This window comes from Mesorhizobium sp. L48C026A00, assembly GCF_000502375.1.
Lineage (GTDB): Bacteria > Pseudomonadota > Alphaproteobacteria > Rhizobiales > Rhizobiaceae > Mesorhizobium > Mesorhizobium muleiense.
The window spans coordinates 173,948-199,036 of sequence record NZ_AYWU01000010.1 but is presented as its reverse complement, the minus strand read 5'-3'; the positions used below and the strand labels follow the sequence as shown (position 1 = coordinate 199,036).

General features: G+C 63.6%; 22 protein-coding genes and 2 pseudogenes. 13 read left to right on the top strand and 11 right to left on the bottom strand.

Going from position 1 to position 25,089, the window contains the following annotated elements; all coding sequences use genetic code 11:
- Positions 1–47: 47 nt before the first annotated feature.
- Genes X738_RS61160 through X738_RS61145 form a run of 4 tightly spaced genes read right to left on the bottom strand, consistent with a single transcriptional unit; the run spans position 48 to position 6,879 of the window.
- Positions 48–2,135 carry a membrane protein gene (locus X738_RS61160; RefSeq protein ID WP_023799952.1) on the bottom strand — a complete coding sequence of 696 codons (2,088 nt, stop codon included), beginning with the start codon at positions 2,133–2,135 and terminating at the stop codon, positions 48–50.
- A gap of 3 nt (positions 2,136–2,138) precedes the next feature.
- On the bottom strand, positions 2,139–4,964 hold the full coding sequence (locus X738_RS61155; protein WP_023799951.1) for a DUF4159 domain-containing protein: 2,826 nt from the start codon (positions 4,962–4,964) through the stop codon (positions 2,139–2,141).
- Positions 4,961–5,875: a DUF58 domain-containing protein gene (locus tag X738_RS61150; RefSeq protein ID WP_023799950.1), complete on the bottom strand. Its 915-nt coding sequence runs from the start codon at positions 5,873–5,875 to the stop codon at positions 4,961–4,963. Before X738_RS61150 ends, X738_RS61155 begins: the two co-directional genes overlap by 4 nt.
- Positions 5,875–6,879, bottom strand: coding sequence for an AAA family ATPase (locus X738_RS61145; RefSeq protein WP_023799949.1), 1,005 nt, complete (start codon positions 6,877–6,879; stop codon positions 5,875–5,877). Before X738_RS61145 ends, X738_RS61150 begins: the two co-directional genes overlap by 1 nt.
- A gap of 146 nt (positions 6,880–7,025) precedes the next feature.
- Here X738_RS61145 and X738_RS61140 point away from each other — a divergent pair, with 146 nt between their 5' ends.
- The 3 genes from X738_RS61140 (at position 7,026) to X738_RS61130 (ending at position 9,646) form a co-directional block, all read left to right on the top strand.
- Positions 7,026–7,655, top strand: a complete 630-nt coding sequence (locus X738_RS61140) for a DUF1285 domain-containing protein (RefSeq protein WP_023799948.1) — start codon at positions 7,026–7,028, stop codon at positions 7,653–7,655.
- 93 nt (positions 7,656–7,748) lie between these two features.
- On the top strand, positions 7,749–8,381 hold the full coding sequence (locus X738_RS61135) for a CoA pyrophosphatase (RefSeq protein WP_023799947.1): 633 nt from the start codon (positions 7,749–7,751) through the stop codon (positions 8,379–8,381).
- Positions 8,378–9,646, top strand: a complete 1,269-nt coding sequence (locus tag X738_RS61130; protein ID WP_023799946.1) for a CCA tRNA nucleotidyltransferase — start codon at positions 8,378–8,380, stop codon at positions 9,644–9,646. The genes X738_RS61135 and X738_RS61130 overlap by 4 nt, the downstream gene beginning before the upstream one ends.
- A gap of 5 nt (positions 9,647–9,651) precedes the next feature.
- On the opposite strand, the gene X738_RS61125 is transcribed toward X738_RS61130, so the two are convergent.
- From X738_RS61125 to hemF, 3 genes are all read right to left on the bottom strand, one after another.
- Positions 9,652–9,837, bottom strand: a complete 186-nt coding sequence (locus X738_RS61125; protein ID WP_023799945.1) for a DUF1059 domain-containing protein — start codon at positions 9,835–9,837, stop codon at positions 9,652–9,654.
- A gap of 246 nt (positions 9,838–10,083) precedes the next feature.
- Positions 10,084–10,344 (bottom strand): DUF1344 domain-containing protein, encoded by a 261-nt coding sequence (locus tag X738_RS61120; RefSeq protein WP_023799944.1) that lies wholly within the window; start codon positions 10,342–10,344, stop codon positions 10,084–10,086.
- A gap of 246 nt (positions 10,345–10,590) precedes the next feature.
- Entirely contained in the window at positions 10,591–11,505 is a 915-nt protein-coding gene (gene hemF / locus X738_RS61115; RefSeq protein WP_023799943.1) for an oxygen-dependent coproporphyrinogen oxidase, read from the bottom strand.
- Between the two features lie 105 nt (positions 11,506–11,610).
- On the opposite strand from hemF, the gene X738_RS61110 reads away from it, so the two are divergent.
- Positions 11,611–11,868, top strand: a complete 258-nt coding sequence (locus tag X738_RS61110; RefSeq protein WP_006202578.1) for a hypothetical protein — start codon at positions 11,611–11,613, stop codon at positions 11,866–11,868.
- Here the strand turns inward: X738_RS61110 and soxR are convergent.
- Together soxR and X738_RS61100 are read right to left on the bottom strand one after the other, a co-directional pair.
- On the bottom strand, positions 11,865–12,311 hold the full coding sequence (gene soxR / locus X738_RS61105; protein ID WP_023799942.1) for a redox-sensitive transcriptional activator SoxR: 447 nt from the start codon (positions 12,309–12,311) through the stop codon (positions 11,865–11,867). The genes X738_RS61110 and soxR overlap by 4 nt on opposite strands.
- 205 nt (positions 12,312–12,516) lie before the next feature.
- Complete coding sequence (locus X738_RS61100) at positions 12,517–12,975, bottom strand: tRNA (cytidine(34)-2'-O)-methyltransferase (RefSeq protein WP_023799941.1); 459 nt, start codon at positions 12,973–12,975, stop codon at positions 12,517–12,519.
- An 871-nt stretch (positions 12,976–13,846) separates the two neighbouring features.
- On the opposite strand from X738_RS61100, the gene X738_RS61095 reads away from it, so the two are divergent.
- From X738_RS61095 to X738_RS61075, 6 genes and pseudogenes are all read left to right on the top strand, one after another.
- Positions 13,847–15,721 (top strand): ABC transporter ATP-binding protein, encoded by a 1,875-nt coding sequence (locus tag X738_RS61095; protein WP_023799939.1) that lies wholly within the window; start codon positions 13,847–13,849, stop codon positions 15,719–15,721.
- A gap of 25 nt (positions 15,722–15,746) precedes the next feature.
- The gene (locus tag X738_RS61090) at positions 15,747–17,630 is read left to right on the top strand and encodes an ABC transporter ATP-binding protein (RefSeq protein WP_023799938.1); all 1,884 of its coding nucleotides are present in this window, start codon (positions 15,747–15,749) and stop codon (positions 17,628–17,630) included.
- A 29-nt stretch (positions 17,631–17,659) separates the two neighbouring features.
- Complete coding sequence (locus tag X738_RS61085; RefSeq protein WP_023799937.1) at positions 17,660–17,974, top strand: DUF6665 family protein; 315 nt, start codon at positions 17,660–17,662, stop codon at positions 17,972–17,974.
- A 261-nt stretch (positions 17,975–18,235) separates the two neighbouring features.
- Positions 18,236–18,476, top strand: a pseudogene (locus X738_RS61080) (calcium/proton exchanger); the annotation flags it as partial.
- A gap of 257 nt (positions 18,477–18,733) precedes the next feature.
- Positions 18,734–19,258: a hypothetical protein gene (locus tag X738_RS88395; protein ID WP_084833752.1), complete on the top strand. Its 525-nt coding sequence runs from the start codon at positions 18,734–18,736 to the stop codon at positions 19,256–19,258.
- A 271-nt stretch (positions 19,259–19,529) separates the two neighbouring features.
- Positions 19,530–20,006 carry a hypothetical protein gene (locus X738_RS61075; RefSeq protein ID WP_023799934.1) on the top strand — a complete coding sequence of 159 codons (477 nt, stop codon included), beginning with the start codon at positions 19,530–19,532 and terminating at the stop codon, positions 20,004–20,006.
- A gap of 18 nt (positions 20,007–20,024) precedes the next feature.
- Here the strand turns inward: X738_RS61075 and ppk2 are convergent, their stop codons facing one another.
- Together ppk2 and X738_RS61065 are read right to left on the bottom strand one after the other, a co-directional pair.
- Positions 20,025–20,858, bottom strand: a complete 834-nt coding sequence (gene ppk2, locus X738_RS61070; protein WP_023799933.1) for a polyphosphate kinase 2 — start codon at positions 20,856–20,858, stop codon at positions 20,025–20,027.
- 72 nt (positions 20,859–20,930) lie between these two features.
- Positions 20,931–22,610 carry a SulP family inorganic anion transporter gene (locus X738_RS61065; RefSeq protein ID WP_023799932.1) on the bottom strand — a complete coding sequence of 560 codons (1,680 nt, stop codon included), beginning with the start codon at positions 22,608–22,610 and terminating at the stop codon, positions 20,931–20,933.
- A gap of 84 nt (positions 22,611–22,694) precedes the next feature.
- Here X738_RS61065 and X738_RS61060 point away from each other — a divergent pair.
- The 3 genes and pseudogenes from X738_RS61060 to X738_RS84845 all read left to right on the top strand — a co-directional run bounded on the left by X738_RS61060 (position 22,695) and on the right by X738_RS84845 (position 24,847).
- A pseudogene (locus X738_RS61060) lies at positions 22,695–24,244 on the top strand (CYTH and CHAD domain-containing protein).
- Positions 24,245–24,358: 114 nt separating this feature from the next.
- Positions 24,359–24,622: a hypothetical protein gene (locus X738_RS61055; protein WP_023799929.1), complete on the top strand. Its 264-nt coding sequence runs from the start codon at positions 24,359–24,361 to the stop codon at positions 24,620–24,622.
- A 15-nt stretch (positions 24,623–24,637) separates the two neighbouring features.
- A complete protein-coding gene (locus tag X738_RS84845; RefSeq protein ID WP_023799928.1) occupies positions 24,638–24,847 on the top strand; it encodes a hypothetical protein in 210 nt (69 codons plus the stop codon).
- The last annotated feature ends 242 nt before the right edge of the window (positions 24,848–25,089 follow it).

Genomic DNA, 25,089 nt, shown 5'->3' with positions numbered 1-25,089 from the left:
GGGCTCGGCCACCTTCTCCCACAAGGGGAGAAGGAAAATCGGCGTCGCTACCGCCCCTCGCGGTACCACATCGAGCCCAATGCCAGCAGCAGCAGGCCGAGGCCGAGGAACCCGCCGAACAGCGGCACGCGCGAGACGGCCTTCAGCACACTGTCGTCGGTGGTGCGCAGGCCGATCCAGTCGTTGCCGGCCGCCGCGCCCGTGGAGCGGACCGGGACGACCGACGGCAGCGTCACGCCGCCGGCGAGATTGCCAAGGGTCGACGATTGCGCCAGCCGGCGCACGCTGCCGCCGGTGGCCTCGGCCGGCGCTCTCAGCCGGTTCTCGGTGGAGACGACGTCGGTGAATTCCGGTGCGTTGACCGGGCCGACATGGGCAAGCGCTTTCAGGTCGCCATTGCCGACCTGATAGAGGCCGATCTCGCTGGTCTCGATGCTGCCGAGGAAGACGCCGGGTTCGGCTCTCTCGAGCTTGACGGTCATCGCCTTCCCGGACGGGGTGATGATCTGCGCCGGGCCGGGATCGTCGCTCATCGTCTGGCGGCGGATTTCCAGCATCATGCCGCGGCCGTCGGCAGTCAGCCGCTCCTCCTCGAGTTCGGGCTCCTTCATCAGCCAGTGGGCGATGCGGCGATAGAGCTGGACATGCGGGCCGCCGCCCTCGAAGCCGCGCGCCCACAACCAGCCCTGGTCGGACAAAAACATGCCGACGCGGCCTTCACCCTTGCGGTCGAGCAGCAGCAGCGGACGGTTGTCGGCGCCCTTCATTACCGCCTCGCCCCCGGGGTTCTCGACGCCGATGGTGCGGAACCAGCGGCTCCAGTGCGGCGGTTCAGTGGCGGAGCCGTCAAGCCCGCGCGTCACCGGATGGCGCTGGCCGAGCTCGGTGAGGCGCGGATAAAAGGCCTTTTCGACGACTTCGCCGGTCGGCATCGCCGGCAGCGCCGACATCAAAGGCGTGCGGGCGATGGAACTTTCGCCGGCATATTCGGGTCCTGCCGCGATCAGCAGCGCGCCGCCCTTTTCGACATATTCGGCGATGTAGTCGTAATAGAGGACCGGCAGCACGTCGCGGTGCTGGTAGCGGTCGAAGATGATCAGGTCGAAATCCTTGATCTTCTCGACGAACAGTTCGCGCGTCGGGAAGGCGATCAGCGACAATTCGTTGATCGGCGTGCCGTCCTGCTTTTCCGGCGGCCGCAGAATGGTGAAGTGGACAAGATCGACCGAGGCGTCGGATTTCAGAAGGTTGCGCCAGGTGCGTTCGCCGGCATGCGGTTCGCCGGAGACCAGCAGCACGCGCAAATTCTCGCGGATGCCGTCGATCAGCGCGATGGCGCGGTTGTTGGTGTCGGTGAGTTCGTCGGGCTCGGGATCGATGGCGAGCTCGACGATGTTGCGGCCGGCGCCGGGAATGGTCACCTGCAGCGGCATAGCCTGGCCGATGGTGGCGCGCTCGACTGAAACCTGCTCGCCATTGACCGAGACGCGCACATCGACCGAGCCCGCCTCGTTGTTGGTGCCGATGACGCGATAGGTCATTTCGAGCGGCTTGCCGACCAAACCGAAGCGCGGCGCATTCTCGAAGCGGATGCGGCGATCCTTTTCCTGGTCGTTGCCGGTGATCAGAGCGTGCAGCGGGGCGTTGAAGTCGGGCGTGCCGCCTGGGGCGTCATGCACCTCGCCGTCGGTGATCATGATGGCGCCGCCGATGCGCGAAGGCGGCACGTCGCGGAAAGCGCTCTCAAGCGCCCCGAAAAGCCGCGTTTCGGTGCGCTCCTCGGCGGCTTCCGACTTGCCGGCCTCGACGACGCGGACGTCGAACTGCTTGAAGCGGCCGAGGCGCTGCTGAAGCCCGGCCAGCGCCTCGTCGGTCTGCCTGGTGCGCTCGCCAATGTCCTGGCTCTGGCTGCGGTCGACTACGACGGCGACGACGCTTTTCAGCGCCTCGCGCTCTTCGTCGAGCAACACCGGGTTGAGCAGGGCCGCAGTCAGCGCCAGCAGGGCGGCAAAACGGAAGACCGCGCCACGCTGGCGGAACCACAGGCCGACCAATGCCAGCAGCAACAGCGGCGCCAGCACCAGGCCGAGCAGCGGCCAGGAGATGAGCGGTTCGAAGGCGAGCGACAAGTTCATGGCTTACTGCCCCAGCCGTTCGAGCAGCACCGGCACATGCACCTGATCGGATTTGTAGTTGCCGGTCAGCATGTACATCATGATGTTGACGCCGGCGCGCAGCGCATAAATGCGCTGCATCGGATCCGACGGCACGGTCGGCAAAAGCGGGTCGCCATTCTCGTCGACCGCCCAGGCGCCGGCGAAATCATTGGCGGTGATCATGATCGGCGAGACGCCGTCGCCGGTACGTACCGGGCGGTTCTCGGTGTTGCTGGCTTCGAGCGACGCCGCGACCCAGAGCGGGCCACCGGCGAAGCGTCCGGGAAACTCAGGCAGGATGTAAAAGGATTTGGTCAGCACATGGTCCGACGGCACCGGCTCCAGCGCCGGCACGTTGAGGTTGCCGAGGATGTCGCGCAGCCGCTCCGTCGCCGGGCTAGCCTGCTCCGCGCCGATGCCGGTGGCGAACTGGTCGCGCGTGTCGAACAGCACCGTGCCGCCCTGCTGCATATAGGCGTCGACGCGGGCGATTGCGGCCTGGCTCGGCATCGGCGCGGCAGGATCGATCGGCCAATAGATCAGCGGATAGAAGGCAAGCTGGTCCTTCGAGATATCGACGCTGGCCGGCGCCCCCGGCTCGAGCGCGGTCTTCTCGATCAGAAAGCGGGTCAGGCCCTCCAGCCCGGCCTGGCTGATCGAATCGACGCTCCGGTCGCCGGTCTGCACATAGCCGATCCGGGTTTTCGAAATGTCCTCGATCGCCCGCTCATCACCGGGTTTGGCATCGTCGGCGCGGGCGATGTCGGTGTGGCCGACCAGGGCGCCGAGCGCAATCAGCAGGGCGGCGGTGATTGCGGCGGCCGTGCCGGCGCGGCGCGGCCGGCGCGATAACAGGCCGCCCATCCAGAACACCGCCAGCGTATCAAGGACCATCAGCAGGAGAGCTGCCGCCACCAGCGGGCCCTTCAAATTGTGCGATTCGTCGAAAGCGTACTGGACGGTGGTGACCGGCACGGTGATCTGAGGACGGACCAGCGGCGCCAAGCGGCTTTCGGCATTGAGCAGATTGTGAGCGATGACGCCGGTGTCGGAGCCATACAGGCCGGGCGGATTCTCGAACGTCACCGGCAGCGGGCCGGCACCCGGCACCAGCGGCCGTGCATCCGGCGTCGGCGGCACCAGCGTGCCATCGGCTGATATCATGCGGTAGGGGGCCAGCGAGGCGGCGGCGGCTTCGGCATTGGCGACCGCCGCACCCTGGTTGCGCGACAGTTGCACGATGCGGCGCAGCATCTCGACGAAGCTGCCGGAGATCGGCAGGTTCGACCAGGTCGCCTCCGGCGTGACATGGAACAGGACGAGCGTGCCTTTGCCCTTCTTCATACCGGTCACCAGCGGCGTGCCGTCGGCAAGCGTGGCCCAGCTGCGCTCGACAATATCGGGCGTCGGCTCGGCCAGCACCTGCCTGGTGACGGTGACCTCTGCCGGCGGAGCGAGATCGGCGAAGGGGCCGGTCTTCGGAAAATCGGTGACCGGCTGCGGCGTCGTCCACGACAGCGCGCCGCCGAGCGAGCGCTCGCCGGTGCGCAGCCTGACCGGCAGCAGGTCGTCGTCATTCCCGGCAGCGACCAGCCGCGAGCCGGCGAATCGCACCAGCGTACCGCCATTGTCGACCCAGTCGACCAGCCTTTGCCGCACCTGCTGCGGAATGGTGCCGACATCGGCCATGACGATCATCGCCGGCTTCTGGTCGAGGAGCTGCGGGATGGCGTCGGCAAGGTCGGCGCTCGACGGCTCGGCGAGGTCGGCGAAGGGCTGCAGTGCGCGGCGGATGTAGTACAGCGGCGACAGAAGCGGCTGCGCCTGGTCGGCTTCGGCCTGCGACAGCAGTCCGACGCGGCGGCGCTTGGAACTCTCGTCGAGCACGCGGACGGCACCGGCCTGCCGCTGACCGTCGAGCGCGATCGAGGCGAAGTCGTTGCGCAGCTCGAAGGGCACCGCCATCGTGCCGGTGGCGGTGGATTCGCCCGGCGAGAAGGTCAGCGTGGCGTCGGCGATGCGGCGGCCCTTGTCGTCGAAGGCGCCGGCGGTCACCTGAGCCGGCGCCGGATCGCCCGGCGCGCGGATGGCGGTCAGCTCGAAGCCGTCCACCTGGTTGTCGGCGCCGGTCAGGCCGATCAGGCCAGGCCGGTCGGAGGCGGCCCAGACGACACGGGCGGCGTTCTTCGACAGAAGCGTGTTGAAGGCGGCCTCGTCGCCTTCCGCCGCCAGACCATCGGCGAGCACGGCGACGCTGGCGCCCGGCAAGCTCTCCAGGGTTGTCGCGACGCGGGCATAGACGGCCGGGCGGTCGGTCGGGATCGGCCGCGGCTTTGCCGCGCGCAGCCGGTCGAGCGCGGTGGCGGCGTCGAACGGGCCGATCTCGGCATTCGGTTTTTCGGCGGTGAAGGCGATGATGACAGGCACGTCGTTGGAGCTGGCATCGGCGATCAGCCGTTCGGCAGTGGCGACGCGCTGGCCCCAGTCGGCGGCACTTGCCCAGTCATTGTCGATGACCAACGCAAGAGCGGTGCCCTCGGCCGGCAGTCTTTCACGCGGGTTGAAGACAGGTTCGGCCAGCGCCGCAACGATAAGGGCCGCCATCAGCAGCCTGAGCAGCGTCAGCCACCACGGGCTCTGTTGCGGCGTCTCCTCGCGCTTCAGCACGCGGGCCAGGATCTTCAGCGGCGGGAAGACCTCAGTCTGCGGCTTGGGCGGGGTGAACCGCAAAAGCCACCAGATCACCGGCAGGGCCAGAAGGCCCCACAGCACCATCGGCGCTCCGAAGGAGAGCGGCAGCCAGCTCATGCGCGAATCCTCCCGGCTGAGCTGCCATCGACGGTCATCGCCATGTGGACACGCACCAGCGCATCGGAGGCGAGGCGGTCGGTGTGGTTGACGGTAAAGCTCCAGCCGAGGCGCTTGCACCAGTCGGTCAGTTCCTGGCGGCGGGCGATGTAAAGCAGTCGGTAGTCATCGCCCAGCGTTTCGGCGCGGCCGGCGGTCAGCTTGTCGCCGGTCTCGGGATCGGTGAATTCGGTGCGGCCGGCATAGGGGAATCTCTCCTCGGCCGGGTCGGCGACCTCGATCAGATGGGCACGCACGCCGTGGCGGGCGAGCACGTCAAGCCAGGCGATTGTGTCCTCGACCGGATCGAGGAAGTCGCTGACGATGACGATGTCGCAGAAGCGGCGGATGGCGGACAGGTCGGGCTTTGCCGGCAATTCGCCGGCATGGCTGAGTTGTGCTGCGATCCGCTCGGCGCCGTTGCGGGCGGTGAACGGATCGGTCAGCCCGGGCCAGGCGATACGCTCGCCGCTGCGCGACAGAAGCTCGGCCATGGCCAGCGCCAGCACCAGCGCGCGGGACTCCTTCGAGACGGTGGCGCCGGTCGATTTGTAGAGCATGGAAGGCGAGGGATCTGCCCACAGCCACACCGTATGGGCGGCCTCCCATTCGCGGTCTCGCACATAGATGTGGTCGTCGCGGGCCGAGCGGCGCCAGTCGATACGCGAGGAGTCGCCCTCGACATAGGGCCGGAACTGCCAGAAATTCTCGCCGATGCCGCGCTTGCGGCGGCCGTGCCAGCCGGCGATCACCGTGTTGACGATGCGACGCGCCTCGACCAGCAGGTCCGGCACCAGCGATGCCCGCAACCGGCCGCGGGCGAGCGCATCACGCGTCGCCGCCGGTGCCTGGGCCTCGCCTATACGCGCCATCAGATGCCTTTTGCCAGTTTCGCCACCACGTCGCGCACGGTCGTGCCCTCGGCACGGGCGGCAAAGGTCAGCGCCATGCGGTGCTGCAGCACCGGCTCGGCCAGCGCTCTGATGTCGTCGATCGACGGCGCCAGCCGTCCGTCATAAAGGGCGCGGGCGCGGGCGCACAGTGTCAGCGACTGGCTGGCGCGCGGGCCCGGGCCCCAGGCGACGTGCTTGTCGGTCTCGGCATTGCCCTGGCCGGGGCGCGCCGAGCGCACCAGTTGGAGGATCGCCTCGACGACGCTTTCCGGCACCGGCATGCGGCGAATGAGGGTCTGGATCTCCTTCAGCCGCGCCGGCTGCAACACGTTCTGCGCCTTGGCGTCCTCAATGCCGGTGGTCTCCAGGAGGATGCGGCGCTCCGCCTCGATTTCCGGATAGAGGATGTCGACCTGCATCAGGAAACGGTCAAGCTGCGCCTCGGGCAGCGGATAGGTGCCCTCCTGCTCCAGCGGGTTCTGCGTCGCCAGCACGTGGAAGGGCGCCGGCAGGTCATGGCGGACACCGGCAATGGTGACGTGGTATTCCTGCATCGCCTGCAGCAGCGCCGACTGGGTGCGCGGCGAGGCGCGGTTGATCTCGTCGGCCATCAGCAGTTGCGCGAAGATCGGCCCGGAGATGAAGCGGAACGAGCGCTTGCCGAATTCGTCCTGCTCCATCACCTCGGAGCCGAGAATATCGGACGGCATCAGGTCGGGCGTGAACTGGATGCGGCGGGAATCGAGGCCGAGCACGATGCCCAGCGTCTCGACCAGCTTGGTCTTGGCGAGGCCGGGCACGCCGACCAGCAGCGCATGGCCGCCTGCGAGCAGCGCCACCAGCGTGCGTTCGACGACGCTTTCCTGGCCGAAGATGACGCGGCCGACGCCCTCGCGAACCCTGGAAATGTCGGCCAGCGCCGTCTCGGCCAGGGCGATCATGTCCTCTTCGCTGATCGGGCTTTCCTTGATCATCACGCTCATGCAGCATCGATCCTTCTCGTTGGAAATACCGGCTTGCAGCTTCGACGCCACAGAGTGCCGCGATTCGGCCTCGCGTGGCGCCCGTCTTTGAACTTAAATCACTGACTTAGGCTGACAAGCGGAACAACAGTGACTATTTCGTGACCATGACAGAACGCGCCGACGATCGTGAAGGAAGTTTGACGGCAGCGACCGAGGCGCGCGGACTGGAGGCGCTGATCTCGCGTGCCGCCCGCGCGGGCAACGGGCCGGCGCCGGTGGATCGTTGGAATCCGGCCTTTTGCGGCGATCTCGACATGGAGATCCGGCAGGACGGCACCTGGTTCTACCAGGGCACGCCGATCGGCCGCATGCCGCTGGTGCAGCTGTTTTCCTCCGTGCTGCGCAAGGACGAAGACGGCAGGACCTACCTGGTGACGCCGGTGGAAAGGGTCGGCATCCGCGTGGTCGACGCGCCCTTCATAGCCGTCGAGATGGATGTTTGCGGCACCGGCGATGGCCAGGTCATCACCTTTCGTACCAATGTCGGCGATGTGGTCGAGGCCGGGCCGGAGCATCCGCTGCGCTTTGTCGACGAGGAGGCAACCGGCGGCCTGAAACCCTATGTGCTGGTGCGCGGACGGCTGGAGGCGCTGCTGGCGCGGCCGGTCATGTATGAATTGGTCGAGCATGGCGAGGAGATCGAGGTCGGCGGCCGAAGGATGTTTGCCGTCCGCTCGAAGGGTGCGGTCTATCCGATCATGCCGGCGGAAAAGCTGCAGCGGCTGAGCGCATGAGAGGGCGACGCCAAATGGACCGGGGCCAAATGGACCGGGGCCAAATGAACCGGGGCATGATGGACCAGGTGACGCGATGAACCAGGTGACACTATGGACCAAGTGACGCCGGCGCCGTTTTCGGCCGCGGATTTTCGCGCCAGCGTCGCGGCGCAGCCGCTGGCGCATGCCGCCGACGATTATGGCGACCATCGCTTCAACCCGGGACATCCGCGTTTGAAGCTCGCAAAGGCGCTGCGCGATGCCGCCGTGCTGATCCCGGTGGTCGATCATGGACGCGATGCAACGGTTCTGCTGACCAAGCGGGCGGAAAAGCTGCGCAGCCATTCGGGGCAGGTGGCCTTTCCCGGAGGCACGATCGATCCTACCGATCCGAGCCCGGAGGCGGCGGCATTGCGCGAGACATTCGAGGAGATCGGGCTTGGCCAGGATCGGGTCGAGATCATTGGCCGCATGCCCGATTACGTCTCCGGCAGCGGCTACCGGATCGCCCCGGTGCTGGGAATAGTGCGGCCGGACTTTTCACTGACGCTGAATTCCGAGGAGGTCGACGCCGCCTTCGAAGTGCCGCTGCGCTTTCTGATGGACCCGGCCAACCACGGCCGCGACAGCCGCATGTGGAACGATCTCGAATGGGTCTTCTACGAAATGCCCTATGACGGACAGCGCATCTGGGGCGTCACCGCGGGCATCATCCGCACGCTCTATGAAAGGCTCTATACGTGAGCGGCCGGGTGTCGCTCGCGGGCAAAGCCGACTGGCTCGGGGAACGGCATTTGCAGCGCCTGCTGGCGGCTTTGGCGGATGGCGGCGAGGAGGCGCGCGTCGCCGGCGGTGCGGTGCGCAATGCGCTCATCGGCCAGCCGGTTGCCGACGTCGATATCGCCACCACAACCGTGCCTGACGAGACCATCCGCCGCGCCGAGGCGGCGGGTTTCAAGGCGGTGCCGACCGGCATCGAGCACGGCACCATCACGATTGTCGCCGGCGGCAAGCCATTCGAGGTGACCACGCTGCGCGCCGACATCGAGACCGACGGACGGCGGGCAAAAGTGTTGTTCGGGCGCGACTGGAAGGCCGATGCGGAACGACGCGATTTCACCATCAACGCGCTCTATGCCGAGGCCGACGGCACGATCGTCGACCTGGTCGGCGGCATTGCCGATATCGAGGCGCGCCGGCTGCGCTTCATCGGCGATCCGGAGGCGCGCATCCGCGAGGATTATCTGCGCATCCTACGCTTTTTCCGCTTCTTCGCCTGGTATGGCGACGGCCGGCCGGATGCCGAAGGGCTGAAGGCTTGCGCCCGGCTCAAGGAGGGGCTTGGCCAACTCTCGGTCGAGCGCGTCTGGTCCGAACTGAAGAAGCTGCTGTCGGCCCCCGATCCATCGCGCGCCCTGCTGTGGATGCGCCAGGCGGGCGTGCTCACCAGCGTTCTGCCGGAGAGCGAGAAATGGGGCATCGATGCGATCCATGCGCTGACCAGGGCGGAGAAGGATCTCGGCTGGACGCTGGACCCGCTGCTCAGGCTGGAAGCGATCGTGCCGCCGGACGCAGCGCGGATGAAGACGCTCGCCGAGCGGTTGAGGTCCTCCGTCAGCGACGCCGGTCGCCTCAGGCAGTGGGCGCTGACAGCGCCCGTCGGGCCGAAGACGACCGAAGCGGAACTCGCAAAACGGCTCTATCGCGGCGATCGTCAGGGCCTTGTCGATCGCTTGCGGCTGTCGCTCGCTTCCGCTCGAGCCCGCGCCGTCGAGGACAACGACGCGCTGCTGGAAGCTGGCGGCTTTTCGCGGCTGCTGGCCTTTGCCGGAAAATGGAAAAAGCCCGACTTTCCGCTCAAGGGCGCCGATCTGACGAGGCTTGGCGCGTCGCCCGGGCCGAAACTCGGCGCAACCCTGAAGAACCTCGAAAACGAGTGGATCGAGTCCGGCTTTGCGCTGGATCGCGGCGCACTTCTCAAGCGCGCCGCAGAAGCACTCGAAAATTAGGCAAATCAGGCCGCGTCGCGAGCCTTTTCGATGCGCGAACGGATCGCTTCGATCATCGTCTCGCGAATGATCGTCTCGCCGTGCGTCTCACGCATATGCTCGACGGCACGACGCATGATCTCGGCTTCCTCGTCGGCGCGCGTATGCCAGTCACAACCCGGAACCAGCGAGCCGCAGTGGAATTCCTTCATCGGATTTCTCCCTTTCCTCCTCGGAGTGCCGCATCTGCTCTGACACGGAAGCTCCAGCACCTTTGATCGACGCATGATCTCTGTCGGAAACCGGTTCGGTTTTCGGGTCATGCGCTGGCCGAACCAGCATAACACGATCGGATGGTTTTGGTTGCTGCAGAGACCGAAAAAGGCGGAGCATCGCTGCTCCGCCCTCTTGACGCTACCCCGGAGGCAAGACCTCGTCTTGCTCCAGCGGGCAGGCCATCACTTCACGATCCTGACTGCCTCGGCAATTTTGTGCTTGCCGCTCATGTCCCACGAAACGCGGACCTTTTCGCCAGCCTTCAGGCCAGGATTCTTGAAGGCCTTGGGCAGCGTAAAGGTAGATCCGTTATCCAGAACAAGGCTCATGGCCGTTCCATCGTAAGTCTTGATCGTGCCCGTGGTGTGCTTGACCGCTGCGAAGGCAGCGCCACCAGAGGCAAGAACGGCGGCAGCCGCAACCGACATAATAAGCTTGCGCATGGCATGCTCTCCTGGAAATGAAGGCACCATTTTTCGGAGGTGCCCCACTCAATCATGGGCCGTCCGGTCGCGTCGGGTCGCGGTTCCAGGGAGGCGAGAACCGCCGGCGTTTCCCGGCCCGTAACGAAAAATAGTCTTGCTTTTTCAAATGGATATTAGACGAAAAAGATATTCTGCGCGCCACATTCGCCGCCAGAATCCTGCGATTTGGACCCGATTGCGACTCACGTCCAACTCACTGAGATTTTACGGCCATTTCACCTCTGGCGGCAGGCTGGACAGGATCGCGGCAACGTTGCCGCCGGTCTTCAGCCCGAAGATGGTGCCGCGATCGTGAAGCAAGTTGAATTCGACATAGCGGCCGCGGCGAATGAGCTGTTCTTCGCGGTCGCCGTCGGTCCAGTTGTCGTTGAAATTGGCCCGCACCAGATGCCCGTAGACGACGAGAAAAGTGCGCCCGACATCCTGGACGAAGTTGAAATCGGCGTTCCAGCCGCCTCTGTCCTCGTCCGAATGCAGCCAGTCGAAGAAGATGCCGCCGGTGCCGCGCGGTTCGTTGCGGTGCGGCAGATAGAAATACTCGTCGCACCAGGCCTTGAATTTCGCGTGGTCGGCGACGCCAGCGTGCTTCTCGCAGGCAAATTGCATGGCGCGGTGGAAGGCGACCGTGTCCGGGTCCCCCTGGCTGCGGCGACGGTCGAGCACCGGCGTCAGGTCGGCGCCGCCGCCGAACCATTGGCGCGAGGTGACGACCATGCGCGTGTTCACGTGCACCGCCGGCACGTTGGGGTTCCACGGATGGGCGATCAGCGAAATGCCGCTCGCCCAAAAGCGCGGGTCTTCCTCGGCGCCCGGCATCTGCTTCCTGAACTCCGGCGAGAACTCGCCATAGACCGTCGAGGTGTGGACGCCGACCTTCTCGAAGACGCGGCCGCGCATCATCGACATGGTGCCGCCGCCGCCCTTGCCGGCGTCGCGCTGCCACGGCGTCTTTTCGAAGCGGCCGGGCGACCATGAGGCCTGCGGCCCCTGCAGGTCCTGCTCGATCTGCTCGAAGGCGGCGCAGATGCGCTCGCGCAGCGTCTCGAACCACAGCCGCGCCTTCATCTTCTTCTGTTCGATGTCGGCCGGCAGCCCCGCCGGTATTTCGGGTCGTTGCAAATGCTGTCTCCTGTTGTCGGGCGTACCCCGACAAATGACTCGTCTTTTCCGGCCGCGATCCCTAATCTCTTAGGTGCAAGGGTCAAGTGTGAATGGAGTTCTTTCGTGCGCACTCCGGCAAGACCGCCGCTGGATGGCCTGAAGAAGAGGCTCGACCGTTCGCGCGCCGAGCGCGAGCGCATGCCGCGCGACGGGTTTTTGCGCGAGACCTTCGTCCTGCCGCGCTCCGATGCGCGGCTCAAGGCGAAGGAGTGGTTCGAGCGCTTTCCCAAGCAGGCCTACTGGACCGAGATCGAAAGCTGGTTCGAGCGGCCGGGCGACGTCATCGAATTCACCATCAGGCGATTGCCGGCGGCGGATTAGCGAGCGACCAACAACCGCCTTGCGCCCGGGCCTTGGGCGCTCAGCCGGTCTTCCTTGTTGCGCAGCGGGCACTTGTCGATCGACATGCAGCCGCAGCCGATGCAGTCGGTCAGCCCGTCGCGCAGCTTCTTCAACTGGGCAATCTTGCGATCGAGCTGGTCGCGCCAGGCGGTTGAAAGCACATTCCAGTCCCCGCGCGTCGGCGTGCGGCCTTCAGGCAGCGATGCCAATGCCTCGCCGATCTCGGCCAGCGAGATGCCGACCTCCTGTGCCACCTTGATGATCGCCACCCGCCGCAGCACGTCGCGGCCGTAGCGCCGCTGGTTGCCTGATGTGCGGTGGCTGCGGATCAATCCGCGCGCCTCGTAGAAATGCAGCGCCGACACTGCCACCCCGCTGCGCGTGGCCACCTGGCCGACCGTCAATTCCGTCACCGCAGCCATTTTAATTTTCCGCTTGACCTAAAGTTTAGTTGAGCTTGTAACGAAGAAACCCTTGATATGCAAACCGCAGGAGAAGGCGATGTGCGCCTGGGTACGAGTGACAAGCGAGGGTGCGGTCATTGTTCAGGAAGCAACCGGGGGCCAGGAAGCAGCCGGGGGCCAGAAAGCGGCCGGGTTGGCTGCGCCCACTGAAGATCTGCAAATCCTATCCGAGCTGCCGGATCGCCTCGCCGGCCACCATGGCGACGGAAAGCGCGACGTTGATGCTGCGCGCGCCCGGCTGCATCGGGATGATCAGTCGCGCATCCGCCGCTTCGTGGACACGGTCAGGCACGCCTGCGGATTCGCGGCCGAACAGAAGAATGTCGGCATCGGCGAAGGCGAAATCGGTGTAGGCGGTCGCGGCTCTGGTCGACAGCAGCACCAGCCGCCGCGCTTCGCCTCTGCGCCAGTTCTCGAAGGCTTGCCAGTCGACATGCCGGGTCAGCGCCGCCATTTCGAGATAATCCATGCCGGCCCGTTTCAGCGCCCGGTCGGAGAGCGGGAACCCGGCCGGTTCGATGATGTCGACGCCGAGACCAAGGCAAGCCGCGAAGCGCAGGATCGTCCCGGTGTTGCCGGCGATATCCGGCTGGTAGAGCGCGATGCGGAGACGGTTGTTCATTTCCGCATCCTTCTAATAAGTGGCAGATCGGCCACAACAGGTTCGCGGTTTTGGAAATTTCTGGACCGGCGGGTGGTCATTTTCTGCGAAGTCGGTTATACGCCGGGCATTGTCAACCCGAACCGATGGAGGGGTAATTCATGATGATCATGCACATCCAGCGCCCCTCATGTGGGCTTACCAGCCTGCCGGCGGTTTCGGTTCGACGATTCTCCTGACCTTTTAGACTTCGATCGCACCGATTCTTAGCCGAAACCCTTTTTCGGTCTTCGAAGGAATCCTGCGATGTTTTTCAAGCTGTCGAAGGGGCTGAACGCCCCGCCTGAGCACGCCGCTGTTCAACCCCCGTCTTTCGCTGGCCATTCAGCTGCGAACAGGCCGGATTTTTTTCCCTATTTTCACATGGAGGGCGGACCGATGTTCGATCCCTGCAAAATTCCCGGTTCAAGAAACCTGCACGAGCGCAGGATGGCGACCTGGACGCTGTTGGTCGGCGAAACCTACTCGTCGGCGGTTCACGCCGAAACCCGCCGGCGCCCGCATCGCGGCATGCTGCCGGACGTCGACTTCTCGCGCGCGGTTCCCGACCGCAGCCGGCCGTCGCTGGTGCGCCGGATCATTAGGCTGATCCGCCCTGGCGCGAAAACCGGCGCGAAACTCCGGGTGGTCGACACAGCGCTGTCAGGATCGTCAAACGAGCCTGTCGGCGAAAAGCCCGCGACATCCTATATTGCGCGAAGCAGGATCGGCGGCCCGGGTGATTCCGGGACGCCGGTCCTTGCTGCCACGCGACCCATGATGCCATGCGCTCCCAGGACGCTACACGCTCCCGCGCGGCGAGAGCGAAAACGAGCATGTGAGTACCAAGACAATGTTCCGCTGGTTTGAAACAAGGCTCGATCCGTTCCCTGCCGAGGAGCCGGTCGAGCCGCCGAAGACGCTGATCGCGTTCTGCGTGCACTATACGCGCGGCGCCTGGCCTTACATCGCGATCGATGCGATGCTGGTGACGGCTATCGCCCTTGCCGAGGTGTGGATGTTCGGCTTCATGGGCCGGATCGTCGACTGGCTGTCGGTGCAGAATCGCGAGACATTCCTGCAGACCGAGGGCTGGAAGCTCGCCGGCATGGCTTTCATCGTGGTGTTCGCCCTGCCGGCGACGGTCTGGTTCCATGCGCTCCTCAACCAGCAGACGCTGATGGGCAACTATCCGATGCGTATCCGCTGGCAGGTGCATCGGTACCTGCTCAAGCAGTCGATGGCCTTCTATCAGGACGAGTTCGCCGGGCGCATCGCGACCAAGCTGATGCAGACCGCGCTCGCCGTGCGCGAATGCGTCATCAAGCTCATCGACGTGCTCAATTATGTCGTGGTCTATTTCCTTGGCATGCTGTTCATTGTCGGCTCGGCCGACTGGCGGCTGGCGGCACCGCTTGCCGTCTGGCTTGCCGGCTATGTCTTGCTCTTGCGCTATTTCATCCCGCGATTGGGCAAGGTTGGCGAGGAGCAGGCCAACGCGCGCTCGACCATGACCGGCCGCGTCGTCGACAGCTACTCCAACATCCAGACGGTCAAGCTGTTCTCGCATGCGCGGCGCGAGGCGTCCTTCGCCCGGGAAGGCATGGCCGGCTTTCTCGATACGGTCTACCGGTCGATGCGGCTGGTGACGCAGCTCTACGGCCTGCTCTACGTCCTAAACTCACTGCTGTTGTTTTCGGTCACCGCGATCTCGCTGTGGCTGTGGCTCGGCCAGGTAGTGACGATCGGCGCTGTCGCTCTGGTCATCGGCCTCGTTCTTCGGCTCTGGGGCATGTCGCAATGGATCATGTGGGAGATGTCCACCCTGTTCGAGAATATCGGCACGGTGCAGGACGGCATCAGCTCGATCTCGCTGCCGCGCGTCGTCGAAGACAGGCCTGGCGCCAAGGACATTGTCGTGACCAAGGGCGAGATCCGTTTCGAGGACATCCGCTTCCACTACGGCAAGCAGAAAGGCATGATCGAAAGCCTGTCGCTGACGGTGAAGCCGGGCGAAAAGGTCGGCATCGTCGGCCGCTCGGGCGCCGGCAAGTCGACGCTGGTCAACCTTCTGTTGCGCTTCTACGACCTTGAAAACGGCAAGATCCTGATCGAGGGCCAGGAAATCGCGGCGGTGACGCAGGATTCGCTGCGCGCCCAGATCGCCATGGTCACGCAGGACACCTCGCTGCTGCATCGTTCGGTGCGCGAGAACATCCTTTATGGCCGGCCGGACGCCAACAACGAGATGCTGGTCGAGGCAGCACGCCGCGCCGAGGCACTTGATTTCATATCAAGGCTTTCGGACGCCAGTGGCCGCACGGGTTTCGATGCGCATGTAGGCGATCGCGGCGTCAAATTGTCCGGTGGCCAGCGGCAACGCATTGCCATTGCCCGCGTTATGCTAAAGGACGCGCCGATCCTCATTCTCGACGAAGCGACGTCTGCGCTTGATTCCGAAGCCGAGGCCGCCATCCAGGAGAACCTCTACAAGCTCATGCAAGGCAAGACCGTCATCGCCATCGCGCACCGGCTCTCGACCATCGCGGCGATGGACCGGCTCGTCGTCATGGACAAGGGCCGCATCATCGAGGAAGGTTCGCATGAGCAACTCGTCGCCAGCGGCGGGCTCTATGCGCAGCTTTGGCAGCGCCAATCGGGCGGCTTCCTGCTCGACGACGGCGCCGCCGCCAACGATGCCATCGTCAAGGGTCAAGCAGCAGAGTGATGGGCAGCAGAATGATGGCAGCAGAATGATGATTGCCGTCTATCGCTGGTTCGAGAACTGGGTCTATCCGTTCAGGGAGCCCGCGGGGCTTCGGCCACCGGTCAGCGTCAGGGGTTTCCTCTGGCACTATGTCGGCCAGGCGAAGGTCGCCTTCTTCGCCATGCTGGTCATCGGCGGCATTGCGCCGCTGGTCGAGGCTGGACTGTTCTACTTCGTCGGCAGGCTGGTCGACATTCTCGACCAGCTCCCCGGCGAGCGCAGCTGGGATGCGCTGTGGACTGCCGCCGGTCCCGAACTTGTCTTCATGGCCGCCGTGGTGCTGGTCGTCCGCACCATCGTCGTCGGCCTGGCGGCGCTGGTCGACGAGCAGACGATCACGCCCGGCTTCTACAATCTGGTGCGCTGGCAGGCGCACCGTCATGTCTCGCGCCAGTCCTACGCCTTTTTCCAGAACGATTTCGCCGGCCGCATCGCGACCAAGGTCTGGCAGGCGGGCCAGGCGACCGGCGATTTGATGGAAAGCTTCATCGGGGTCGTCTGGTTCATGGTCGTCTATACGGTGACGACGCTGGTGCTGGTCGCCGGCCTCGACTTGCGGCTGGCGGTGCTGGTGGTGATCTGGATCACCGCCTTCGGCTGGCTGGCCAAGCGCTATCTGCCGGCGATCCGCAAGCATGCCGAGGCAACCGCCGAGGCCGGTTCGATGATCACCGGCCGCTTCGTCGATTCCTATTCGAACGTGCAGACGCTGAAGCTGTTCTCGGCCGACGGCGACGACCGTTACATCAGGAGCGGCTTCGATATCTATCTCGACGCGCTGCGTCCGTTCACCCGCAGGCTGACCGGCGTGCGCATGGCGCTGACGACTCTGTCGGGGATGATGATCACCGCGATCGCCTGTTTTGCCGTCTATCTCTGGGTCGAAGGCTCGATCACAGTCGGCGCCGTCGCCTTCACGCTGTCGCTGGTGTTGCGGCTCAACATGCTGCTCGGACGGCTGATGATGCAGCTCAACGGCATCCTGCGGAATCTCGGCGTGCTGGAAAATTCCAAGGCGCTGATCTCGCAGCCGCTCGGCCTGACCGACGCACCTGACGCCAGGGAGCTTGTCGTCGCCGGCGGCCGCATCGACGTGAAACAGGTCGAGTTCCACTATGGCAAGGGATTCGGCGTGCTCAACGGCATCGACCTTGTCGTGCGGCCGGGCGAGAAGGTCGGACTGGTCGGGCCGTCCGGCGCCGGCAAGACGACGCTGGCCAATCTGATCCTGCGCCTTTACGACCTCGAGGCCGGCAAGATCACTATCGACGGCCAGGATGTTTCAAGGGTGACGCAGGATTCGCTGCGCGCCAATATCGGCGTCGTCAGCCAGGATACCGCGCTTTTCCACCGTTCCTTGCGCGACAACATCAAGCTCGGCATGCCGCAAGCAACCGACGCCGAGGTGGTCGCGGCCGCGAAGAAGGCCGAGGCGCACGACTTCATCCTCGACTTGCGCGACAATCGTGATCGCCAGGGCTACGAGGCCTTTGTCGGCGAGCGCGGCGTGAAATTGTCGGGCGGCCAGCGCCAGCGCGTGGCGATCGCCCGCGTCTTCCTCAAGGACGCGCCGATCCTGATACTCGACGAGGCGACGTCGGCGCTCGATTCCGACATCGAGGCGGCCATCCAGGAAAATCTGGCGAGGCTGATGGAGAACAAGACGGTCATCGCCATCGCGCACCGGCTGTCGACCATCGCGGCACTCGATCGCCTGGTGGTGCTCGACGGCGGCCGGATCGTCGAGCAAGGCACGCATGACGAACTGGTGGCGCTCGACGGGCTCTATGCGCGGCTGTGGAAGCGGCAGTCCGGCGGCTTCCTGTTCAACGAGGAGAGCGTGCTGGAGGAGACGCGGCCGGCGGAGTAGGGCCAGATTTAGGAAGACCGGAGTGAAACATGTCGGTGCGAATGCCATTGAATTTCGGACGGTCGGGAGCGCGGGAGAGCGCGCTCGACCTGCTCGGCCATGAAATCCTCGGCGAAAAGGCGGCGGCGCTCGGCCGCGCCGGCCGGCGCGTAGATGAAACGCTGGCAAAGTTGCGTGAACACGGCGGCGATGGCGAACATCGTGCTCGGTTGCTCAGGGACGCGGCGGAGGCCGTCCACGGCTATTTCATCCAGCGCGAATTGTGCGGCTTGCGCAAGCACGACGCGGTGATCCGGGAATACAACATCCCGAAGGCCGTGCTGGCCAGGCTCGGCGCCAAATAGATACTAGTGCTGAAAATCTGGCGCTTGGTACCGAAGACGAGATACCGATTTCGACCCGTTCCAGTCGTCCAGATTCGCTCGCGCTACGGAATAAGTTGACCCGAAGCCGCCCTTCATCAGCCCATTTCGCTGCCTGATAGCTGACATTTTTGGCAACCAGCACTGATGGCTCGGAAGCCTGCTAGCGGGGTTGAAGCCATGGACCAGCCAGCGCTCGTTCTAAGACAAGCAGTATTTCGCTGATCGTATCCATGGCCCCCCTTGCACAAAGAAATCCGTGACAATCCCGTTCTCTGGTTGTTGGCCTTTGTGCCTGCGGTGTTCGTCGCCCAAGCACTCGAGCCCGAAGCACACACGCTGCTTTTTGTGCTTTCCGTGCTGGCGATCGTGCCGCTGGCCGCGCTGCTGAGCTACGCCACCGAGTCGGTGGCGACCAAGACGGGCGATACGGGTGGGCGGCCTTCTCAATGCGACGCTGGGCAACCTCACCGAACTGATCATCTACTCACTGGGTCTGGTATTCTCGCTTAAAACGCATCGGGAGTTTTTCGGCGGCGGGGATCCCCATCCGGACGCAGGCGAATCGATGTTGCCGGCGCCCGTAGCTCTGGGGACGGCGGCCTGTCTGACCGTCAAAGGTTCGGAGCGGCTTGAGACAATTTGCCGGTCTCGGGAACAAAATTTGGATCGACGACGTTTCTTCCAGTTAATGACGACGTTTCGCATACGGCAAACATTGCCACCAGCGAGGACGCGATCATGAGGTTCCTGTCAGGCATAGCGACCTCCCTGGTCGCCACTTTTGCACTTACGAGCACTGTTCCAGTTGATGCCGCACCGATCTTCGTGCCCAGGGCACAAAGCGCGCAGTCCGATGTCATCCAAATTCGAGATGGCTGGTACAGGGGTTATCGCGGCTACCGCCACTATCGTCCGGGATACCATAGGCACAACGACTTTTGGTTCCCCGCCGGCGCATTTGTCGCTGGAGCGCTGCTCGGCAGCATGATCGCCAACAACAACGGCTACTACGGCGGGTATTACCGAAGCGGCTTCTACGGCGATCCGTATTACGGCGGAACCTATTACGGCAGACCTTATTATGGCAGACCTTATTATGGCGGATCCTATTATGGCGGATCCTATTATGGCGAACCGTATTACCGCGACCGGTATTACCGCAACCGGTATTATGGCGACCGGTATTATGGCAATGGGTATCACTCAAACAGGTCCTATCGCCCATGCTCGCCCCGGGAAGCCGATTCCGGTAATTGCTACTAGCGCGGCCTGTCGCGACACATTCTACCGCCTATCGCGAATTTGACCTTGATGTGCCCACATGGCATCATGGAATGGTAGCTGGACTGCGAAGACAAGACTTCTTGCCGCGGCGGCCGATCCCTTCAACGTGCGGCTGGCAGCCTGCCTCAGTCGACTACCCTGCTGATTTACGTCTTGCGGTTGGGTGGGCATGAATTGAGCCCAACGAACCTGGCAAGACGTCGATCTGCCTCTGTGTTCTATTCTCGAACGGTTTCGAGTGGAGGAGAAAATGGCCAACATCAAAGACACAGCTTTAGACATAAATGCGGCGCCGCCGAGCGCTGAGCAATTGCGAATGGCTCTCCTAGAGGAGCAGATGGCGGAGGCAGACAAGCAGGAAAAGCTGCGGGCGCGAGAAAATCAGGAGCTCACGAAGTTCACAGAAAGTTTCCTCAAGGACCAGGTGAACGACAATGAAATCGCGATGGTCCGCCGCCTGGTGATGAACGCTGTCAAGAACGGCAAGTACGAAGCACTAGTATATAGTTTTCCGTCGGCCCTTTGCACTGACAGCGGCCGAGCCATCAACAGCGCTGATCCGCAATGGCCCGAAACGCTCCAGGGCAAGGCCAAGCAGCTCTATGAGCGCTACCAGAAGAATGCGAAGCCGCAAGGTTACAAGCTTAAAGCCATGGTTATTAACTTCCCAGGCGGAATACCTGGTGACATCGGCTTCTTTCTCAGTTGGGCCCCGGAAACAAAATAGGTTCCGAGTGCCACTCGGTCAGAACACGTCCGGCACCAGGTTGCGCGGAGTTGCATCGTCCACGAAGTTGTCGGGCCGCTTCTGGCGTTTGCTGAAGTTAGGTTTTTCGAACTCGACGCGCTCATAGGGGATGGAGCTCAGAATGTGCGAAATGCAGTTGATGCGCGCGCGCTTCTTGTCGTTTGACGGCACAATCCACCAGGGCGCATGCCTTGTGTCTGTTGCACGGATCATCTCGTCGTAAGCGCGGGTGTAATCCCACCAGCGGTTGTACGATTCGACATCCATCGGGCTCAGTTTCCACTGTCGAAGGGGGTCGTCGGCCCGCTGTCGGAAACGCCGCTCCTGTTCTTCCTCACTCACATCGAGGAAGTATTTGAGCAGCGTTATGCCGCTTTCGACCAGGGCGGTTTCAAACGTCGGCGCCTGTTCGAGAAAGCGCCGCGCCTGCTTGTCGCTACAGAAACCCATGACGCGTTCGACGCCAGGACGGTTGTACCAGGAGCGGTCGAATATCACGATCTCGCCTCCGGCGGGCAGGTGCTGGATGTAGCGCTGCATGTAGATCTGGGTCTTCTCTCGATCGGTCGGAGCCGGCAGGGCGACGACGCGGAACACTCGTGGGCTGACCCGCTCGGTCAGGCGCTTGATCACGCCGCCTTTCCCGGCGGCGTCACGGCCCTCGAAAATGATCGCGATGCGGGCACCAGACTTCTTCACCCAGGCCTGAAGGTGGGCAAGCTCAACATGCAACCGGGCGAGTTCCTTCGCATATTTTTTTCCTCCCGATTTCGCTTCCTCCGCCGGTTCGGATATCGTAGCCGCCGCCCTGTCTCTATTCTTCTTAATCATGTCTTCCTCCGCTCCACTGGCACGCAGCCATTAAAATGACAGTTGGGTGACAGCAGGAGAGTCCCTGAACTGTCACGCTTGGGCCTCGAACGCATGATACGCCTCTTCGAGAATGTCGAAGACCATGTCGGAGCCAATGCGCTCGATCACGCCGGCGCGAACAAGGATATCGCGCGCTTCGGCGTGAAGCTCCGCTACGCCAAGCCTGATCCCGCGATTGCGCAATTCGTCACATAGCTCCTCCAGCATTGCCGCTGCCGAGCTGTCGATCTGGGAAATTGCACTTGCATCAATCAGCAGCCAGCGTGTGTCTGCCGGCAATTCCTCGGCAATGGACCGCAGCCGCGATGCGACGTAGTCGGTGTTGAAGAACAGCAGGCTGCCTTGAATGAGGCATACGGCGAGGCCGGGTACCTGACGGGCCTCGGGCGTTCGATGCAGTTTGTAGAAACCGTCATGGCCTGGAACACGGCCGAGCATAGCGTCGCGGGGAAACATCAGCTTGCGCAAAACATAGACCAGCGTCGCGCCGATCGCGATGACAACCCCGTTAAGGACGCCCAGACCGATCGGACCCCACATCGCAATGAGGGCGAAGACGAACTCCATGCGGCTGATGCGCCAAATCTGCCTAAGGGCGGCGAGATCTATCAGGCTGATTGCAGTAGCCGCAAGAATCGCCCCGAGCGCAGGGATCGGGATAATCCTTAGGGTCGGACCGAGAAACAGCAGTGTCGCGATCAGGGTCGCGGCAGCCACGATGCTCGTCACCTGCGAGCGTCCGCCAACGGTAAGGTTGACCGCCGTGCGCGAGTCGGAGGCCGTCACCGGGAAGGCGCCGAAAAGGCCCGCCCCTATGTTCGCAGCGCTAAATCCGATGAGTTCGCGGTTCGGATCGACCGGGTAGCCGCCTATTGCCCCAAAGCTGCGGGCCGTAATGATGCCGGCGCCGTAGCTCACGAGGAAGATCGCCGCGGCGCCGAGGGCCAATGTCTGGATCGGAAGGTCAGCGATCGCTGGCAACGACAACGAGGGCAACCCTGTCGGAATATCGCCGACTACGGCGATGCCGCGTCCTTCAAAGTCGAAAACGGCCGAAAGCACTACGGAGAGGACCACGACCAGCACTGGCCCGGGAACCGGAAAACGCATGGCCCGCGCGATCTGCAACAAACCGAACATCCCCAAGGCCAGCAGAAGAGACGGCCAATGTATCGATCCGGCCTTGCGCAGAAGTTCGAGGACCGGTGCGAGCAGGCCTTCCGCCTCGACCTTGACTCCGGTGAAGCGACCGATTTGGCCGATCAGGATCGAAAGCGAGATGCCGATGAAGAACCCCGTCAGGATGGGACGCGACAGGAAGGTTGCAAGAACGCCGAGCCGAAGCACCCACGCCGCCAGGCAAAACAAACCGACGCCAAGCGCGAGGATTGCTGCGATCGCAGTTCGCTCCACTTCGAGCCCGACTGGCACGCTCGCGGTAACGGCGACCAAAACCGCCGCAAGCACCGTCATCGTAGCCGCGTCCGGACCGACTATGAGCTGACGCGAGGGGCCAAAGATCGCGTAGGCAACCAGCGGCGCGATGCTCGCGTAGATGCCGGTCTCAGGCGGCAGGCCCGCTATCGCAGGATAGGCGATGGCACTGGGAAGCCCAACCGCGGCAACTGCAAGCCCGGCAGAGACATCGCTCCGCACCCAGCCCGGTTGATAACCGGAAAGGCTCGTAAGCACGGGAAGGCGCAAGCCCACCGGGTTGAATCCTTAGCTGGCATAGCTATTTTATTAGTTTCAGCTACTCTATAGCCTTGTACCGGGCCTGACAACACTCGGCCAATGAGCGAGATCGAGCTAAAATTTCTCCTCGACGAACTGACGTCGAGCCAACTGGGCGCGCGCGCGAAGGCGTTGAAGCTGGTTACTGGCCGCCCGAAAACCAGGACACTCAGAAGCATCTATCTCGACACCCCTGATCATGCGCTGAAGAAGGCAGGAATTGCGCTCAGACTCCGGCGCGACGGGCGGCGTTGGATACAGACCGTCAAGACCAAGCCAGAGCAGCATGGCGGTCTGTCGCAGGTTGGCGAGGTGGAGAACCCGGCTCCGGGCGGGCGGCTGTTTCTCGAAGCGATTCCGGACGCAGCGGTCCGAGAGGAAGTCGTTCGCCGCGTGAACGGCGCGCCGCTTGAGTTCGTCTGCGAGACCGTGATCAGGCGTTCCGCCAGCGAGTTGTCCCTTGAGGACGGCACGCGTGCGGAACTGGCAATAGACATCGGCGAAATCCACGCCGGGGGGCGCTCGGCCGAGTTGCGTGAACTCGAGATCGAACTCATTGAGGACAGCCTGGGCGGACTGTTCGACATTGCACATCTACTGGTTCCTGAGGGGGGCCTGAGGTTCTCCCGCCTTTCCAAGGCGGCGCGCGGCTATCTGCTCGCGGAACAGGGATGGATCGACCCGCCTCTCGCGCCCCGCAATGCCGAGGACGTTGCACTCGATCGGGCTCAGATCGCCGAGCAGGCGGCACGCGACGTCCTTCGCGAGTGCCTCGATCAGGTCGCCACGAATGTCGTGGTGATCCGGGAGCTGGACGATCCCGAAGGGCCGCACCAGTTGCGGATCGGCCTGCGCCGATTGCGAAGCGCGTTCTCTGTCTGCGCTTCCGTTCTGAAGAGCCCGGAAATGACGCGGCTCAGCATGGAAGCCCGCTGGCTTGGCCAGGAGGTCGGGCGTCTCAGGGATATCGATATGGTGGCGAACAATATCGTACGGCGGGAGGCCGAGGCCCACGCGGATGAACCGGGTCTGCCGCCCCTTGCCGCTGCTCTCTCGAGGCAGGCTGGGGGACTGCACGATCACCTTCGCAAGGTTCTCCCCGACGCGCGCGTGCAGGCGTTCCTGACGACCTGGCGCCTTTCGTGGAGGCGCGAGGCTGGCTCGTTCCTCAAGATTTTGGCCAGACCGAGCGGCTTGCAGCGCCGGTCGTCGAGTTGGCTGGCAAGGCACTCAGCAAGCGCTGGAAGAAAGTTAGCAAGCACGCACGTGGACTGGAGACTCTCGATGTGGAGCAGCGCCACGAGTTGCGCAAGGAACTAAAGAAGCTGCGCTATGCGGTTGAGTTCTTCTCTCCCTTGTACCCGGCGAAACGTGCTGAACCGTTCCTGAAGCAATTGAAGAAACTTCAGGCAGTCTTCGGCGACCTGAACGACGCGGCGGTCGTCAGAGCCATGTTGACGGGAGCGGAAGCGCCCGGCGCCGGCGATGCGGCCGCGCAACGCGCCATCGGATGGGTGATCGGAGCGAGTCAGGCGCGCGCCGAATTTGGTTGGGCTGGCGCAAAAACCTTGTGGGGAAGCCTCGACGAGACCCGCCCCTTCTGGAAGTGACCGGCCCCGCTGCATGGAGATCGCTGGCCCGGCTGTGGCCTCCGGAAGACGCGGCGATTGTATACTTGACGGACCAAACTTTGGTTGATGGGGTTTCCCCGCAATCCTGCTAATATGCTTGGCGTCGCCAAGTGGAGTTTTGCTGTGGAAGCGGGCGAGATGCAGGCTATTGCCGACACCCTGATGCGGGTCGTGACGCCAGACATGACGCCCAAGCAATTGACCAAGGCGGCAATGAAAGCGCATCCGAACGCGTCAATGAAGGATATCGCCTGCGCGGCGTTCTTCTCGATTATTGCAACCGCCGATCAGGACCACGGCAAGGTCAAGAACCTGCAGGCGTTCGCAATAGCCGAGCGCGTAGCCGGCGGCTCTTGATCGGGAGCATGGCGCTTGCGTCCAACCAATGCCGACCGAATAGCAATCCGCGAGCAACAGATTGAGCTTTGCCGCGACATGATTGCGTGGGAAGCGTCACACCATTGGGGCGATGCAGTCCAACTCGCGCATTTCTCGACTGATATCATCGAGGAATACAAGCGCCTGATCGCCACGCTGCAGCTAGTCAGCGACGGGTTGCGGAACCTTGAACCAGTTCAGTGACTAATCCACTTGCCGCGTCCCGTGCCATCTTATGAACGGCGCATTCTTCCCGGTAATCTCCACCCGCGTACAGAGCCTGGCCCAGCCTCCGGAATTGGTACGTCGCAAACCTCAAAGGGCTTCTGATACCCGACAAATCGAAGAGCCCGCATGGTCTTGCCGTCAGTCGTATGACCCTCCTGTCGTTGACCCTGGGCAGGACCACAAGATACACGCACGCAACACAGAATCCAAAGAACGTC

Coding starts and splice junctions, on each gene's coding strand:
- X738_RS61160 (WP_023799952.1), bottom strand. CDS start 2,135: ATGAACTTGTCGCTCGCCTTCGAACCGCTCATCTCCTGGCCGCTGCTC.
- X738_RS61155 (WP_023799951.1), bottom strand. CDS start 4,964: ATGAGCTGGCTGCCGCTCTCCTTCGGAGCGCCGATGGTGCTGTGGGGC.
- X738_RS61150 (WP_023799950.1), bottom strand. CDS start 5,875: ATGGCGCGTATAGGCGAGGCCCAGGCACCGGCGGCGACGCGTGATGCG.
- X738_RS61145 (WP_023799949.1), bottom strand. CDS start 6,879: ATGAGCGTGATGATCAAGGAAAGCCCGATCAGCGAAGAGGACATGATC.
- X738_RS61140 (WP_023799948.1), top strand. CDS start 7,026: ATGACAGAACGCGCCGACGATCGTGAAGGAAGTTTGACGGCAGCGACC.
- X738_RS61135 (WP_023799947.1), top strand. CDS start 7,749: ATGGACCAAGTGACGCCGGCGCCGTTTTCGGCCGCGGATTTTCGCGCC.
- X738_RS61125 (WP_023799945.1), bottom strand. CDS start 9,837: ATGAAGGAATTCCACTGCGGCTCGCTGGTTCCGGGTTGTGACTGGCAT.
- X738_RS61120 (WP_023799944.1), bottom strand. CDS start 10,344: ATGCGCAAGCTTATTATGTCGGTTGCGGCTGCCGCCGTTCTTGCCTCT.
- soxR (WP_023799942.1), bottom strand. CDS start 12,311: ATGGCTGCGGTGACGGAATTGACGGTCGGCCAGGTGGCCACGCGCAGC.
- X738_RS61100 (WP_023799941.1), bottom strand. CDS start 12,975: ATGAACAACCGTCTCCGCATCGCGCTCTACCAGCCGGATATCGCCGGC.
- X738_RS61095 (WP_023799939.1), top strand. CDS start 13,847: ATGTTCCGCTGGTTTGAAACAAGGCTCGATCCGTTCCCTGCCGAGGAG.
- X738_RS61090 (WP_023799938.1), top strand. CDS start 15,747: ATGATGATTGCCGTCTATCGCTGGTTCGAGAACTGGGTCTATCCGTTC.
- X738_RS61085 (WP_023799937.1), top strand. CDS start 17,660: ATGTCGGTGCGAATGCCATTGAATTTCGGACGGTCGGGAGCGCGGGAG.
- X738_RS88395 (WP_084833752.1), top strand. CDS start 18,734: ATGAGGTTCCTGTCAGGCATAGCGACCTCCCTGGTCGCCACTTTTGCA.
- X738_RS61075 (WP_023799934.1), top strand. CDS start 19,530: ATGGCCAACATCAAAGACACAGCTTTAGACATAAATGCGGCGCCGCCG.
- ppk2 (WP_023799933.1), bottom strand. CDS start 20,858: ATGATTAAGAAGAATAGAGACAGGGCGGCGGCTACGATATCCGAACCG.
- X738_RS61055 (WP_023799929.1), top strand. CDS start 24,359: ATGCTTGGCGTCGCCAAGTGGAGTTTTGCTGTGGAAGCGGGCGAGATG.